Below are 14,894 nucleotides of genomic sequence, written 5' to 3' on the forward strand. Positions count from 1 at the left end.
GAGGGAAGACGCTTACACTGCGGGACTTGCTAGGGCCCCTGAAGATTGGGAGGGCGCTGGACTATGCCGGGTAACGCTCGCCTGGACTTTTCCGGGGCCTTCCTTCCGGGCCTGGACTCTGGCGGGCTCAGCCGCTGGCGGCGCGCCGTGGCCCACGACCGTTGAGGGCCACAACCCGAGGCGTGCTTGGTGCCACCGGCGGGCGAGACGGGCGTAGTGTGATGCCGCGCTCGTGCACACCGACATCGGCGTCGGGGTAGACGGCGGTCGCCAAGTTAAGCGTGTCCTTGAACTGGTCCTTGAAGTGGTCGAGCCGCTTCACGCCGCGGCCGAACTGCTGATGCAATGCGCGCCAGCCGATCGGCGTGGGCTCCGTCAGCGCGTGCAGCCGGTAGGCAAGCCAGCAGTAGACGTCGAGCGCCATGCTGTTGTTGGCAATCTGGCGGACTGCGGATTCTTCGATCGGTACAGGGTGCTTCTTCAGCTGCTGAAAGAACATTTCCGACAGCGTCGCCGTCTCGATGAAGAGGCTTCCCTGAGCGCTATCGTCTTCGACAAACATCGAGGTGTCCAAGATGTTTTGGTTTACGAGGCCGGTGCGGTTGCCCTGCTTGATGGTGAAGGTCATCCTGCAGCGGCTCAATCGCTCTGCTTGATCGCGCACATCCTTCATGGACTTGCCGCCGATTGGGATCCCGAGGCGGCGAAGCCAAGCGTGCAGGCTCTTCCCGAGCTCGATCTCGCGGCTGTTCGTGCGGAGCGCCTCGGACTGGAGGTAAAGCAGGATGAGGCGAGCGCGACTGCCGTAGGGGACGCCTACGCTAACCGGCTCGCCGCCCGGTACGGCGCGGAGCCCGGGCTGAACGATGAGCGTGACGCGTTCTGTGGTGACCTGCCACGGAGCGTCGTCTGGAAGACGTTTGTGGGGAAGGGCGGCCTGGGACCACCCTGAGTAAAGAAAGCCGATTTCCACGTCTTCGCTGGCGAGGTAGGCGGCTGCCGCTTCTACCACCCGGCGATCGAAATCAGATCGAAGCGCTGCCTCACGGCCCGCTTCCTTCAATAGCCTGTGGACTTCACCCATGGCGGTTACCCATCGGAATGGCCGCCAATGTGCCAAGACAGCCAAGATTCGTCATGCTGGACTCTGCCGGGCCTTGCCAGAATTATTTGTAGAGACTCTTGTAGAGGGCGGATAGAGTCCAGGGGATAATCACCTAAGCCATTCTCTTATAAGGAAAAACCTGCCACCGGCACTTCCTGATAAAGTCCAGTTTTCTCCCGACAAAGATCAGGTTCGCTACGGCAGTAGACCTGGGGAATTCGGCTACCAGCGACACCAGAGCGGCGAACGACTCGCATGAGTTTCCCGCAAGAGTCCAGTCGCTTGCCGCGGTCGCTGGGCTGGGTTCAGAGGGACCCATATCGATCGCTCAACCAGCTTGACGCACGTATGCGGGGGATGCGTCGGCCGCTTGGACCGGAAAGCATGCTAATCACACCACGCGTCTCCTCCGGCCCGATGCTGACGTGGATGGGCCGGTCCGGCCCATAGAAGTAGAGCCTGTCGAAAGGGAGCTTGGCGACGATCCAGGCGGCGACAACCCCTGAACAAACCCCCGGGACCCTGAAGTCGGCCGCTTGGCCCAGCCTCCGGCAGATTGGCTGCCCATCGGCCCGAATTTCGTGCCCAGCATGCTGGTCAAGGGAGGGGGCGATTCGATTCGGCACGTGCCGAGTAAGTTCCCGCGAGGCGAAGCCATAGGTTATCTCGATCGGCCCAAACTTGTTGACAACCGGATCAAGCACCTCGCCGGCCAGCTGCTGAAGCGCGGCCACGGTGCTGGGCTGCTCTGGGAGGTTCGGTACCCGCACTCGGCGCCAAGTCTCGCCGGCTTCGATCAGGTCGCGGAATCGCACGTGCCGCCCGCACTGCCGGTCGAGATCGCCGGCCGTCAGCACCGCTTCCCCGCGGCCCCGCTCCGGCCCGCCACGATGCCTGCCTCGACGAGGCGGCGCGTGAGTAGGCGCAGGCCGGGGCCGAGCCCAGGCTGCGCGAACACGCCGCGGGCCCGGAGGCCGTCGTCGAACCGCTCCTGCCGTTCCCGCCCGCCCATGTCGGTCGGCATCAGGCTTGCTTTACCGAGCAGGACCCGCCGTCCGTCCGCAGTGTCCACCGGGACCTCCGACACGCGTCGCCGGCGGAGGTCGACCACGGTGCGGCGCGCGAGCGTGGGCAGCGCCCGCTCCTCGAAGCCGTCGAATGCGAGGTAGCTCACGCGATTCCCGGAGCCGTGAACCTTCACGAGGTCGGCGTCTGCCGGAAGCGGCTCCAGCCGCTCCGCGCAGCCGAGGAGGATCCGCAGCGGCACGGGCTGCGCCTCCGAGAGAGCCACGTGGAACGTGTAGTCGCCGTCGCTGTGGTCGAGGATCCCGTCGCCCCTCGCTGCGCCGGCGGTGGCCGCCGCTGCCGTCAGCGCCTGGTCGCCCACGGCGAGCAGTGCCGCCTCCGCCCGCTCGAGCGCGGCCTTGTGGCTCCCGAAAAAGGCGCGGATGTCGCGCTGGACGGCAAGGGGGAGCGACCCCACCGAAGCCCTCCGCTCGAAGAGGTTGAGCGCGAGGTAGACGAGCATGTCCTCGGAGCGGCGCTCCGCCGCACGCGCCAGCTCAAACTGTTTCTCCGGATGCGGGAGGGCGGCAAAGGCCCGGCGAGGCGAACCGAGGCCGTAAGCGTCCTCCCTCGACTGCCATGCGGCACGTGATGCTGGTCGGCTGACCTACGCGGCTGGTGGGCGGCGCGGATGTCGGTTGTCGCCCTTACGCGTAGGGGTATGGGCGTTGCCGGACGGTCAGCGTGGCCAGGTGATCAGCGTGGTGCAGCGGCGACGCCGCTGGACGACGGAGCAGAAGCTGGCGCTGGTTGAGGAGGCGATGCGCCCCGGCTCTTCGGTGGCGGGCGTCGCCGACCGCCGTGGCGTGAGCCGGAGCCTTCTCTTCGAGTGGCGGCGACAGGCTCGCGAAGGAACGATGCCGGGCCTGGTCCGGACGGAGCCGGAGGTCCCGCCCACTCTGGTGCCGGTTCGCGTCGTCGAGGATCCGCCGCCGCAGCCGAAGGCTCCCGCCTCGTCACGTCCTGAACGACCTGCGCGGTCCGGCGCGACGATCGAACTGGTGCTGCGGAACGGGCGCGTGCTGCGCGTCTCGGAAGCGATCGCGCCGGAGGTGCTGGGACGGCTGGCGGCGGCGCTGGACGGCTGATGCTGGCGCTGCATGCTGGGATGCGCGTACACCTCGCGCTTGGCGCGACGGACATGCGCAAGGGCTTCGACGGGCTGGCCGCGCAGGTGCAGACGGTGCTGAGGGCCGATCCTTTCTCCGGCCATCTGTTCCTGTTCCGCGGCAGGCGCGGCGATCTCCTGAAGGCGCTGTGGTGGGATGGCCAGGGCCTGGTGCTGCTGGCCAAGCGGCTCGAGAAGGGTCGGTTCATCTGGCCGACGATCGCGCGCGAGGGCGTGGTGACGCTGACGACGGCGCAGTTGGCGATGCTGCTGGAGGGGCTGGACTGGCGCACGCCGACGCCGAGCTGGAAGCCCGAGATCGCGGTGTAGCCTCTTGCGCCGACGCGGCGGCGTCTGTGACGATTCCGGCGTGACGCCGCACGCCGACAGCGCATTGCCCGAGGATCCCGCCGCGCTGGTGGCGATGATCGCGGCGCTGCGCGGAGAGCTAACCGAGGAGCGCGCCGCGCGCCGTGCTGCGGAACTCGGCCTGCAGGCCAAGACGCTGGAGGCGGAGCGGCTGCGGGTGCAGATCGCGCGCCTCCGGCACGAGCGGTTCGGGCGATCGTCGGAGCGGCTGACGGGCGAGGTCGAACAGCTCGAACTGCGGCTCGACGAGGTGCTGGCCGGTATCGCCGCGTCGGGTGGCGCGGACGACACCGAGGACGAGGCGGCCAGCGCCAAGGCGCCGGAGGATAAGACGCGGCGCCGCGGCCGCAAGCCGCTGCCGGACAGCCTGCCGCGGCGGGATGTCGAGCACCTGCCCGCCGAAGGTTGCACCTGCCGCGCCTGCGGCGGCGCGCTGCGCAAGGTGGGCGAGGACATCACCGAGATCCTGGAGTATCGCCCCGGCCGGTTCGAGGTGGTGCGCCATATCCGGCCTGCGTTCTCCTGCCGGACCTGCGAGGCGATGACGCAGGCGCCGATGCCATCGCTGCCGATCGAGCGCGGCAGGCCGGGGGCCGGGCTGCTCGCCCATGTGTTGGTCTCGAAATACTGCGACCATCTCCCGCTCTACAGGCAGTCGGAGATCTACGCCCGCGATGGCCTGGATCTGCCAAGGGGGCTGCTCGCGGGCTGGGTCGGCAAGTCGGCGACGCTAGCCGAGCCCATGGCCGCGTACATCGGCCGCCACGCCCTGGCCGGGCCGCGGGTGCACGCGGACGACACGCCGATGCCGATGCTCTCGCCCGGCCGCGGCAGGACACAGGCGGCGCGGTTCTGGGCCTATCTCCGCGACGACCGACCATTCGGCGGGCGCGATCCGCCCGCGGTGTTCTACGAGTTCACGCCGGACCGGAAGGGCGAGCACCCGCAGCGGCGCCTGCACGACTTCGCGGGCATCCTGCAGGCCGACGCCTACGCTGGGTTCAACGCGCTCTACGAAAGCGGCCGCGTGGTCGAGGCGGCGTGCTGGACGCATGCGCGGCGCTACTTCCACGATGAACTGCTGGCCAATGGCAGCCTGATCGCGCGCGAGGCGATCGGGCGCATGCAGCCGCTGTTCGCCATCGAGTCTGAGATACACGGCCAGCCACCGGAGGCGCGCCTCGCCGCCCGCCTCGCCCGCTCGGCGCCGGTGATGGCCGACCTGCACGCCTGGCTCGAGGCAACGCTGCGCCGGATCTCCGGCAAGTCGGACCTGGCGAAGGCCATCCGCTACACGCTGGCGCAGTGGGGTGCGCTGACGACGGTGCTCCGCGACGGCCGCGCCTGCCTGCACAACAACGCCGCCGAGCGGCGGATGCGCCCGCTCGCGCTGGGCCGGAAGAACTACCTGTTCGCCGGGTCGATCGAGGGCGGCAGGCGCGCGGCGATCATCTACACCCTGGTCGGCACCGCGGAGCTGAATGGCTGGGATCCGCAGGCCTACCTGCGCGTGCTCCTGGACCGCATCGCCGATCACCCGATCAACCGCATCGGCGAACTCGCACCCTGGAACCTGCGGCCCGACACAGCCTGACCACCGTCAAGCCGCCGACGCCGTAGTCGGTATTGCACGCTTATCCCATCCCCAAGCTGACGGTGGCGCAGTGGGAGTCGCTGTCGATCGAGTTCGAGGGACGCCGCTACGGCTGCTGAGGGGCAAGGATCGGGCCGGACACCACCGCCACGCCCGAAGGTCAGCCCCCCAATTTCTTCTTGGGATGACCCAAAATCCGCTTGACCCATCCCAAAAACAGCGCGCATAAGGTTTGAGGCCGCCAGCTGCAACTGACGGCCTCGCACAACCCTAACAAGGAAGGATCGAAGACGTGTGGATCGTCTTTGACATGGCGGAACTTAGCCAAAAGAAGCCCGCAACACTACAGGATCTGTTCGGCGGCACGCCGCTACAGTTCATCGTCCCGACCACGCCGGGCGGAGTGCAAATCATACCAAATCAGCCTCCAGGGTTCGACTGGGTGGACGTCGTGGATCTCACCCTGCCGCAAGTGCGAGAGTTCGCGGAAGGGTGCCACGCGGAGACGGTCGCGGGGCTCAGGGTGTTCGCCGAGGAAGGGCCGATCATCAGGGCCAGCAAGCTCAACGCCGCTGGAATCGCCAACTACCGGCACTTCCAGGGCCGAGTGACCAAGAGGACGCGGACGATCACGAAAAACCGGCACGCCTTCCTCTTGGGCTGGGATGACTGGTCCACCGCGGAGAATCAGGCCGCCGGCTGTGGGCACTACGGGGTGACTGCGGCCACCCACAAGTCTCTCCGCGAGTTCTTCGGACTGGACTGACCTACCTCGGGGGCGTGCGACGCACGCCCCCACTGGCCTCTCGCCGCAGCGGCGCCGTTTTCAGGGCGTGTCCAGACGCCCTCCCCGCCACGCAACCCTCTGACCCGCAACGCTGCGCTCGCTGATGGCATATCGGCTGGCCCTTCGCGCTGGCTCGACGCCGCGTACGTCGGCGATCCGCCGCGACACCATGACGCCGTTGGCGCGGACGACCCTCGGCGAATTCGCACCCTGGAACCTACAGCCCGACACAGCCTGATCGACGCCGTAGCCGCCAGTGCACGCTTACCCGAGGCCCGCGCTGAGCTCGTCCGCACGCCCGAACTCGTCCGCTTCCGGCAGGCGCCCGAGCTCCAGAGCCGCCGACCAGAAGGCGTCCAAGAGGTCCTGGTGCCGCGCGTAGGCCGAGGACCGGCCAGCCCTCGCCGAGGCCGGCGGCAGGGGCATCTCGAAGCGGTCATTGGCCGCCAGTGTGGCGCGGCGCTGCCGGCGCGCGAGGAACGACTGCTCCTCTTCGTCGGAGCGGAAGACGAAGACGAGCCCCGGCCCGACCGTCACGGGTTCGCGTCCGAGCACCTCGGCCACGTAGGCGCGCAGCTCTGTCTGGCCGAAGTACTTTTGGAAGGTGCCGCGCGTTGTGAGGAGGCCGTCGGCGTGGTCGCTGCCGCTACCCTTCCTGACTGTCATAACGGCGACTGACAACACACACTTGGCGAGCCCGAAGGCAGCGCGAAGGGTCGCGTTCCGCTCCTCAAGGTCATCGATGACGTTTAGGACAAAGCCGAGGTTGACCACCTCGGATGGCTCGCGAGGGGCGTCCGGCGCGAAGTGGGGATCCCATCCGACCGCGCGAAGGCCCGCCGCTGCGAGTGCCCGGACGTCGTCACCGCGGCCGCAGCCGTAGTCCAAAACGGTCGGCGCTCCGTCCAGGAAGCCCCAGCGCGCGAGCGCCTGCATCGGGGCTGACAAACCACTGCGCGAGATCGCAGTTCGATGTCTCTCGACGGCCACCGAGCCGGACAAGGCCGCTGCGGTTGGCGGCCGGTCAATACCTCGCTGCACCAGGCGCACTTCATGGCCGTCGACGGACAACCCGAGCGCAGCGAGGGCGCGGCTTCAGTAGTCCCGCTGTCCAATGAGGTGTGACGGCTGAGCGAAGGCGCCATAGTCTTCGAGTGCCGCAGTGAGGCGAGCAAACCGGACGCGCTCGGGATGGCTCGCCGGAAGCAGCAGCTCCTTACGATGCAGGATGGGCGGGTTCTCACGCGTGGAGAAGTCGATCTCCCTCGCGCTCTTCGAAGGAAGATCGACGAACCACGAGGTTCGCAGCGTTGGGAACGGCTCCTCGAAGAAATTGGGATAGTCGAGAAGCGCAACTTCCGGCCTCTGGAGATTGAAGCGCACCACGGTAAAGCCGGTAGAGGCGGGACCCGCAAACGCCACTGCCCCCGCCACCAGCTCTCGGACCGTCTGCGCCTGCAACGCGAGCAGCGAAACGTGAAGGTACACGCTTTGCCCCACCCGCTTGCCTCCTTCGACGAGGCGCATCGTTGCCGCATGCCGACCATCGCTCGGAGCGACCCGATCAATGGCCTGATCCGGCGGCAGCAGCCTCAAGACGAACCCTCCATCAGCGACCTGACCCCGGTCCACCTATGGCCTCACCAGAGAGTGCTGGTGAAAACTGGCTCTTTGAGGCTGCGCCGGGCAAGCGCCGGCGTCCGCAGCCCCATCGTGGCCTAGCATGGCGGATAGTGGACCACAAACCGGCTTCGGGTGCATGCAAGGGTCTCAGCTTGCAGCATTCTTCTGTTGCGTTTGATTCGTTCGCCGCGTAAGCCGAATTGGGGAGGGCTGGGGGCGATTCGATGGGCTCATTTCCTGCATCTGCGCCAAGGACACGCTCCGCCTGCGCGGAAGAGGCCGTTGCCGCCCTCCGTCAAGCCGGTGCTGGGCAGCCTAGCCGTACGGTTCGGGTGATAACGGATTTGGTCGACGCGTCGCCGGTGACCCTGCCTAGAGCCGCCGTGACGGCGCTCATGACTGCCCTCGGTCACCTCAGCCGCGGCGACGACGTGGCCGTACTGCCTCTCCGTCAGGACCTGTCGTCGCAAGAGGCCGCCGCCTTCCTGATGGTGTCTCGCCCGTTTCTGGTCCGCCTCCTCGACGAGGGGCGCATTCCCCACCGGAAGGTCGGGCGCAAGCGACGCGTCCTGCTGGAGGATCTCCGCGCCTACCAGCGACAGACCCAGGTAGGGCTCCGCGCGGCAGCCCCTTCCGGCAGCCGCGGTCACCGTCGACGCGCGGCTGCAGGGGCATGAAAGCGCTTCACTCCCGCGATCACGCGTCGAGCCTCTCGAGAGCTGGGGAGGGGGAGGGCGCGCCCGGAGTATGGACGTCGACCTGCCCGGCATCGGACGCGCACGGTCTCGCGCCTCCCCGACCGATCTACCTGGACCATCACGCGACAACACCGATGGACCCGCGGGTCATCACTGTTGTTCGCAGGGTCATGGAGGAATGCTTCGGCAATCCGAACAGCGTGGATCATGTCTTTGGCGACCGTGCCGCCGCGCTCCTCTCAGAGGCGCGCGAGCATGTCGGCGCGCTGGTGGGAGCAGAACCGGAGCATGTCCGCTTCACCTCGGGTGCAACCGAGGCCATCCGGATCGCTCTCGGCATCGCGGAGGAGGCGGTCCAAGGCCGACCGCTACGAGTTGCCGCGACGCGCGTGGAGCATAAGGCGGTCCTCGATGCTTTGGCATACTGGGAACGCCGCGGGCGGGCGCAGGTCGTATGGATCAATGTGGACGAGCGAGCCCGCGTGGAACTCTCGGCCATCGCGGCGGCGGTTGCCGAGGGAGCAGATTTGCTGTGCCTCATGGCAGCGAACAATGAGGTGGGCACGATTTACCCCATCGAGGACGCGGCTGCGATCGCCCGCCGTGCGGGCGCGGCAATACTCGTAGACGCTACCCAGGCGGCTTCTGCCGGGTCGCTCCGCGCAGCGGACTGGGGCATCGACTACCTCGCGCTAAGCGCACACAAGCTTTACGGTCCGAAGGGCGCCGGTGCGCTTGTGGGTCCTCTCGCGTGTTCCGAAGCTGCTGAGCTCGCCGCCGGGCACAGCGGTACGCCCAATTCGCCCGCGCTGGCCGGCTTCGGCGAAGCCAGTCGGCTTTCGCTCTTGGAGAGGGACCGCGACCAGGTAAGGCTGTGTGAGCTTCGCGATCGGCTTGAAGCCGCGCTCCTCTCGTCTGTGCCTAGGCTCGTTGTCAACGGGGACCGGGCGAACCGCTTAGCGGGCAATCTCCACATCAGTGCGCCGGGGGTACCGAACGGCGCAGTCGTCGCCCGTGTGCGGCGCGACGTCGCCGTCTCTACAGGCTCGGCCTGCTCATCGGGCTCTGACGCGCCATCGCATGTGCTCCGAGCCATGCGGCTGCCCGCGGACATTCAAGACAGCGCCCTGCGCGTCTCCGTGGGCAAATTTACCACCACGGACGAGGTCGACAGGGCTGCGGCGCTCTTGGCGGCAGCGATCGCCGACGTGAGGACAGCGATGGGCATGCGAACGTGACGGTCTCTCTAGTTTCGGAAACGGGGATATCCGGGAGCTTCAAGTTCTCTGGGCATGAGACGTTTGCTTGCCGGTATGCGTGGCTCCCGAAAGCGTACCGGGCGCTTCGAAAGGATCAGTGGGTCTTCGCCAACGAAGAAAGCGCCATGGTCGAGCTTGGCCTGGGCAAGAACATGGTTCGTTCACTCCGTTTTTGGGTGGAGGCTATGGGAGTGGCGGAGCCGGCACCGGATGGTCAGGGCCTCATCCCGACCCGCTTCGGCCGAGTGGTGCTCAGCACAAAGGACGGATGTGACCCGTACCTCGAGGACATCAAAACGCTGTGGCTGCTGCACTGGAATTTGGGTTCGCGCAGCCAAGGGGCTCTGTTCGCATGGAGGCTCCTTCTGAGCCACTGGCCCTTCCCCGAGTTCGTCAGATCCGAGGCACTCGCCGCATTCACACGGGAGTCGAAGCGCCTCGGGCATTCCCACAGTGCGGTGACCCTCACGCAGCACCTCGACGTTTTCCTTCACACCTACAGCCCTGCACGCGGGGCTGCAGCGAGCGTAGAGGACTCCCTCGATGGACCGCTCGCCGAGCTAGGCTTCCTGCAGCCCATTGGGCAGCGCAAGGGTGATGGCGGGCGCTGGGAGACGGTGCTTGCGTTTAGGCGCGAGCCGAAGCCGGAGATCACGGCCGCTCTCTTTGAGTACTGCGTGATCGATTATTGGGATCGCTTTCGCCCGGGCGAGGAGACGCTGACATTGCGCGAGTTGACGCTGGCACCGTGCTCGCCCGGCCAGGTCTTCAAGCTTCCTGAGGACGACATCAGGTCGCGTCTGGAGAGCTACGCCGTAGACTCTAAGGCCAGCAAGAAACCATTCCGCTTCCAGCCTTCTGCGGTCCAGGGCCTTTTGTTCCGCCAGCGTGGAGGCCGGCCGGTAGACCTCGCGTCTGTTTACGACGCGGAGGCTGTAAATGCGTAAGGCGATCATCCCAAACATCGCCGAATTCTTCCGAGTACCTGGGCGCTTCCTCCGATCGGCGCAGCTTGAAAGGGATTTTGACGATCCGTCCGCGCTGGATGGCTACGTCCTGACACCGCCGATGGCCGACGCGTTCCAGCGCCTTAAGGACGGACTGCGGCCAGGCTCGGGGCATAGGGCTTGGCGGATCACCGGGGACTACGGCGTCGGAAAGTCGTCCTTCGCGCTCGCTCTTGCCCATGTTTTAGGGGGCATGCGGGGTGGTCCGATGGCGCGGCTCGCAGGCGAACTCGGCTGGCACGTGGGCCGCAGCGACAGGCCCACGCTCCGCCCAGTGCTCGTGACGGGATCGAGAACTAGCATCGTGCCGGCCTTGGCCCACGGCATCGCACAATCCGTCGAACGCTGGCGTGCGTTGGACCAGAACAAAGACGGGCGCGAGGCTGGGCGACTGATCAAGTTCGCCCACGCTGTCGCCGATTCTGGCAGTGCGGCAGATCTAGAGAAGCTCATCGAGCAGGTCCGCGCATATGCGGCACGCACCCACGCGGGTGTGCTGCTTGTGGTCGATGAGATGGGCAAGCTGCTTGAGTACGCCGCCCAACATCCAGACCGCGAGGACGTTTTTGTCCTGCAGACAGTAGCCGAGGCCGCTGCACGCAGCGGCGAGCGACCACTTCTCTTCTTAGGCCTTTTGCACCAAGGCTTCGGCGCCTACGCTGAGCGGCTGCCCTCGGCGCTCCGTCACGAATGGGACAAGGTGGCCGGGCGCTTCGAGGAGCTTGTGTTCGACCAGCCGCTTGCCCACACGGCGGCTCTGGTGTCCGGGGCCATTGGCATAGACCAATGCAGGCTGCCTCAGGGCGTGCGCAACGTCGCCCGCGATGTCGCGCGGGCCACCGCTGCGTCCGGATGGCTTGGCGGTGCCACGGCCGCAGCGGCGACGCTCGACGCCGAGCAGCTCTACCCCCTTCATCCGACCCTTTTGCCTGTGCTTGTCCGGTTTTTCGCCCGCTTCGGGCAGCATGAGCGGTCGCTCTTCGGATTCTTGCTTTCCTCGGAGCCCTTCGCGCTTCAGGCGTTCGCCGCGAGACCGGTGGCGCCTGAGGCGTGGTACACGCTCGCTGATTTCTACGACTACGTGCGTGCGGCTTTCGGCCACCGCTTGGCGGGCGCCAGTTACCGCAGTCAGTGGCTTCGCATCGCAGCGAGCATCGACGCGGTGGCGGAGCTTGAGCCACGCGAGATCGCCGTGTTGAAGGCTGTCGCGGTCCTAAACCTGCTGGATGCCGACGACCTTTTGCCAACGGAACGCGCCATTCGCGCAAGCTTCGTGGGTACGGGCACGTCCGACGTCGGTGGCGTGCTCGCCCGCTTGGCGGAGCGCGGCCTTCTGTTTGGCCGGGGCCAGGCTGGTGCCTATCGCCTATGGCCGACCTCCAGTGTGAGCCTGGATATGGCGCTCGCCGAGGCCACACGCGCCCTCGGTCCGGTCGAGACCGTGGCCAGCGGGCTCGACCAGTATCTCGACAGAGAGCCCATCCTGGCCAGGCGGCACTACGTTGAACGGGGCACTCTGCGCTACTTTGAAATTCGATATGCGCATTCGGCCGCTCTTTCCACCGCACTTGCCACGCCGATCGAGGGCGACGGAGCAATCGTGGTCGCCCTCGTCGACACCGAGGCTGAGCGCGCAGCCATCGTCGATTTGGCGCTCGCAGAGCCTTACACCTCCCATGACAACGTCGTCGTCTGCGTCACCACGCCACTCCTAAGCCTGGCTCCGGAACTGCACGACGTGCGCTGCTGGACGTGGGTCGCGGCCAACACGCCCGCGCTAGCCGAGGACAGCTATGCCGCCGCCGAGGTGGAGCGACAGCTGTCTGCCGCGCGGCGCGCCCTTTCAGTGCGCCTTGTAGAGGCGGTAGGCTTGCGCACCGGCAGTGCACCAGGCCAGCTGCTGTTCCGCCGCGGAAAGCAGCTCGGCCCTATGGATGGCCGTGGGATATCGCGCCTGCTGTCCAGCATCTGCGATAAGCTTTTCGAGGATGCGCCGCGCATCAAGAATGAGCTGCTCAACCGGAATGCACTCAGCAGCGCGGCTGCAGGGGCGCGCATGCGGCTCATTGGAGGGATATTCGAGGCCTCCGACCAGCCCCTCTTCGGCATGGATCCGTTAAAGTCGCCGCCCGAGAAATCGATGTATCTCTCCGTGCTCAAAAAGGGGCTCGTGCACGTCGAGGAGAACGGTCGCTACCGGCTGGTCGAGCCTACCGAGAAGGCGGATCCGCTCAATCTGCGGCCGGCCATCTCGAAGATCATTGATGTCGTCACGGCGGCGCAGGGCGGACGGGTCGCGGTTCTTCAGCTGTTGGACGTTATCCGGCGCCCGCAGTACGGAGTGCGCAACGGCGTCGCACTGCTCCTTCTTGCGATTGTGCTACGGACGCGCGCGCATGAACTGGCCATCTACGAAAACGGTACGTTCCTCCATAGGTTTGGCCCGCCAGACTTTCTCCGCCTGACCAAGGCGCCTGCCAGTTTCGAGATCCAGCACTGCAGTGTTGAAGGTGTCCGTGCGGATGTGTTCCAGGAGCTGGCCGCGGCCTTCGCAGAGCCTCCTGTTGGCCGAAGGCCGGACGTCCTGGACGTCGTGCGGACGCTTTGCCAGTTCGCGGCGAGATTGCCGGAGTACACGCGGCGGACCAGCATCCTAGGCCGACAAACGCTCGCGGTGCGCGACGTACTCCTATCCGCACGCGAGCCCGGTCCACTGCTCTTCAGAGAGCTGCCGCAGGCGCTCGACATGCCGCCTTTCGCGCTGAACGAGCCGGCCGATCCTGCGCGTGTGCGCGCGTTTGTCGAAGTCTTGCGGGAGGCGCTCGACGAGCTGCGCGCGGCCTACCACGAGCTCATCGGGCGGACCATTCGGGGGGTTGCCTCTGCGGTCGGGAACACCGGCGAGGCGCTGGACCGCACGCGCCTTGCGCAGCGCGCGGCGTCGGTTTCTCTCGTCGCGCGTGAGCCGCGCCTGCGAACGTTCGCCCTTCGCCTCCGCGACCCCGGCCTGTCGGACGAGGCGTGGGCCGAAGCCCTAGGCAGCTTCATCGTGGCGAAGCCGCCCAAGCAGTGGAGCAGCGCCGACGAGGCGCGGTTCGTTGAGGAAGTCGGCGCTCTGGCTGAGCTGTTCCACCGCGTTGAGGCGGCTGCCTTCAGCCGTGGCGGGAGCACTGTACCAGTGAAGGAGGCGGTGCGGGTCAGCCTGACGCGCGCTGACGGTGTTGAGCGCGTCCGGGTTGTCTTGCCTGAGACGGGCGAGGCGGAGCCGCCCGAAGACCTGGTGCGCGCCGCTGCCGCCCGTCTCCCGCGAAGCCGGGCTCTCCGGCTCCAAATACTTTCCCGCTTGCTCTGGGAGGAACTCGCCGTGTCAGATGATCGAGCCGAGCGCGACGAGACAACCGATGCGGCCGCTGCTTCGCACCTGGAGCGCAAGCGGTGAGCGCGGCGGACGGGGCTGAGCGTCCGTCTCGGCATATCCTGAGCCTCTCTGGAGGCAAGGACAGCGCGGCTCTTGCGATCTACATGCGCGACCGCGTATCCGAAATGGAATACATCTTCCACGATAGCGGCAAAGAACTTCCCGAGACATACGACTACATTGCCCGGCTAGAGGCCATACTTGGGCAGCCGGTCGTCCGAACGTCGCCGACAGACACTTTTGACCACTGGCTCGTCGTGTACGGGATGATGCTGCCCTCGAACCACCGCAGGTGGTGCACGAAGATGCTGAAGCTGAAGCCGTTCGAGAACTATGTAGGGGATGATCTGGTCATCAACTACGTCGGCCTCCGTGCCGACGAGAAGCGGACCGGCTACATCAGTACCAAACCGAACATTACCGCCGTCTACCCGTTCCGAGAGGACGGCCTCGTCCGCGCTGACATTATGCGCATCCTGGAGGATTCGGGTCTGGGGCTACCGCCTTACATGGAGTGGGGCCGTTCGCGATCGGGCTGCTTCTTCTGCTTCTATCAGCAAAAGATTGAGTGGGTCCGCTTGAAGGAGCAACATCCTGATCACTTCGATCAAGCGAAGGAATACGAGGAGAGGGCTGTTCTCCACGGCGAGCAGTTCTACTGGTGCCGAAACGAAAGGTTGGCGGACCTCGAGCGCCCCGAGCGCATGCAGCAGATTAAGGAGAACTGGGAGGCTGCCCAGGCGCGCTCGCGGTCGAAGCGCAAAGGCCTGACGCTCGTGGAGACGCTGGGCGGCATGGAGGCCGAGGACGACCCCGGGCTGCGCGAAGGATGCCTGATTTGTTCGCTGTGACGCCCGTGGC

At 66.5% G+C, this 14,894-nt stretch carries 13 protein-coding genes; 9 read left to right on the plus strand and 4 right to left on the minus strand.

Annotated features, from left to right (window positions below; genetic code table 11):
- Window positions 1-127: 127 nt before the first annotated feature.
- Window positions 128-1,084 (minus strand): replication protein RepA, encoded by a 957-nt coding sequence (locus G3576_RS28445; protein ID WP_164697881.1) that lies wholly within the window; start codon window positions 1,082-1,084, stop codon window positions 128-130.
- 871 nt (window positions 1,085-1,955) lie between these two features.
- Entirely contained in the window at window positions 1,956-2,633 is a 678-nt protein-coding gene (locus G3576_RS28450; protein ID WP_164697882.1) for a class I SAM-dependent methyltransferase, read from the minus strand.
- A gap of 205 nt (window positions 2,634-2,838) precedes the next feature.
- Between G3576_RS28450 and tnpA the strand changes: the two genes are divergently transcribed.
- From tnpA to G3576_RS28470, 4 genes are all read left to right on the plus strand, one after another.
- Complete coding sequence (gene tnpA / locus G3576_RS28455) at window positions 2,839-3,258, plus strand: IS66-like element accessory protein TnpA (protein WP_164697883.1); 420 nt, start codon at window positions 2,839-2,841, stop codon at window positions 3,256-3,258.
- Between the two features lie 20 nt (window positions 3,259-3,278).
- A complete protein-coding gene (tnpB, locus tag G3576_RS28460) occupies window positions 3,279-3,608 on the plus strand; it encodes an IS66 family insertion sequence element accessory protein TnpB (RefSeq protein WP_456237358.1) in 330 nt (109 codons plus the stop codon).
- A 94-nt stretch (window positions 3,609-3,702) separates the two neighbouring features.
- Window positions 3,703-5,241, plus strand: coding sequence for an IS66 family transposase (gene tnpC / locus G3576_RS28465; protein WP_235952513.1), 1,539 nt, complete (start codon window positions 3,703-3,705; stop codon window positions 5,239-5,241).
- 292 nt (window positions 5,242-5,533) lie between these two features.
- Window positions 5,534-6,007, plus strand: a complete 474-nt coding sequence (locus G3576_RS28470) for a hypothetical protein (RefSeq protein WP_164697885.1) — start codon at window positions 5,534-5,536, stop codon at window positions 6,005-6,007.
- A 285-nt stretch (window positions 6,008-6,292) separates the two neighbouring features.
- On the opposite strand, the gene G3576_RS28475 is transcribed toward G3576_RS28470, so the two are convergent.
- Together G3576_RS28475 and G3576_RS28480 are read right to left on the minus strand one after the other, a co-directional pair.
- A complete protein-coding gene (locus G3576_RS28475) occupies window positions 6,293-7,099 on the minus strand; it encodes a DNA phosphorothioation-associated putative methyltransferase (protein ID WP_164697886.1) in 807 nt (268 codons plus the stop codon).
- 24 nt (window positions 7,100-7,123) lie between these two features.
- Window positions 7,124-7,624, minus strand: coding sequence for a class I SAM-dependent methyltransferase (locus tag G3576_RS28480; RefSeq protein ID WP_164697887.1), 501 nt, complete (start codon window positions 7,622-7,624; stop codon window positions 7,124-7,126).
- Between the two features lie 422 nt (window positions 7,625-8,046).
- Here G3576_RS28480 and G3576_RS32740 point away from each other — a divergent pair, with 422 nt between their 5' ends.
- Genes G3576_RS32740 through G3576_RS28505 form a run of 5 tightly spaced genes read left to right on the plus strand, consistent with a single transcriptional unit; the run spans window position 8,047 to window position 14,884 of the window.
- Window positions 8,047-8,328, plus strand: coding sequence for a helix-turn-helix domain-containing protein (locus G3576_RS32740; protein ID WP_407926143.1), 282 nt, complete (start codon window positions 8,047-8,049; stop codon window positions 8,326-8,328).
- Window positions 8,325-9,587, plus strand: coding sequence for a cysteine desulfurase family protein (locus G3576_RS28490; RefSeq protein WP_164697889.1), 1,263 nt, complete (start codon window positions 8,325-8,327; stop codon window positions 9,585-9,587). Before G3576_RS32740 ends, G3576_RS28490 begins: the two co-directional genes overlap by 4 nt.
- A complete protein-coding gene (locus tag G3576_RS28495) occupies window positions 9,584-10,555 on the plus strand; it encodes a DUF4007 family protein (protein WP_207623091.1) in 972 nt (323 codons plus the stop codon). The genes G3576_RS28490 and G3576_RS28495 overlap by 4 nt, the downstream gene beginning before the upstream one ends.
- Window positions 10,548-14,054: a P-loop NTPase family protein gene (locus G3576_RS28500; RefSeq protein ID WP_164697890.1), complete on the plus strand. Its 3,507-nt coding sequence runs from the start codon at window positions 10,548-10,550 to the stop codon at window positions 14,052-14,054. Before G3576_RS28495 ends, G3576_RS28500 begins: the two co-directional genes overlap by 8 nt.
- Complete coding sequence (locus G3576_RS28505; protein ID WP_164697891.1) at window positions 14,051-14,884, plus strand: phosphoadenosine phosphosulfate reductase family protein; 834 nt, start codon at window positions 14,051-14,053, stop codon at window positions 14,882-14,884. The genes G3576_RS28500 and G3576_RS28505 overlap by 4 nt, the downstream gene beginning before the upstream one ends.
- Window positions 14,885-14,894 lie beyond the last annotated feature (10 nt).

The sequence above is a fragment of the Falsiroseomonas algicola genome, assembly GCF_011040385.1.
Lineage (GTDB): Bacteria > Pseudomonadota > Alphaproteobacteria > Acetobacterales > Acetobacteraceae > Falsiroseomonas > Falsiroseomonas algicola.

Coding starts and splice junctions, on each gene's coding strand:
- G3576_RS28490 (WP_164697889.1), top strand. CDS start 8,325: ATGAAAGCGCTTCACTCCCGCGATCACGCGTCGAGCCTCTCGAGAGCT.
- G3576_RS32740 (WP_407926143.1), top strand. CDS start 8,047: ATGACTGCCCTCGGTCACCTCAGCCGCGGCGACGACGTGGCCGTACTG.
- tnpC (WP_235952513.1), top strand. CDS start 3,703: ATGATCGCGGCGCTGCGCGGAGAGCTAACCGAGGAGCGCGCCGCGCGC.
- G3576_RS28450 (WP_164697882.1), bottom strand. CDS start 2,633: ATGCTCGTCTACCTCGCGCTCAACCTCTTCGAGCGGAGGGCTTCGGTG.
- tnpB (WP_456237358.1), top strand. CDS start 3,279: ATGCGCGTACACCTCGCGCTTGGCGCGACGGACATGCGCAAGGGCTTC.
- G3576_RS28445 (WP_164697881.1), bottom strand. CDS start 1,084: ATGGGTGAAGTCCACAGGCTATTGAAGGAAGCGGGCCGTGAGGCAGCG.
- G3576_RS28500 (WP_164697890.1), top strand. CDS start 10,548: ATGCGTAAGGCGATCATCCCAAACATCGCCGAATTCTTCCGAGTACCT.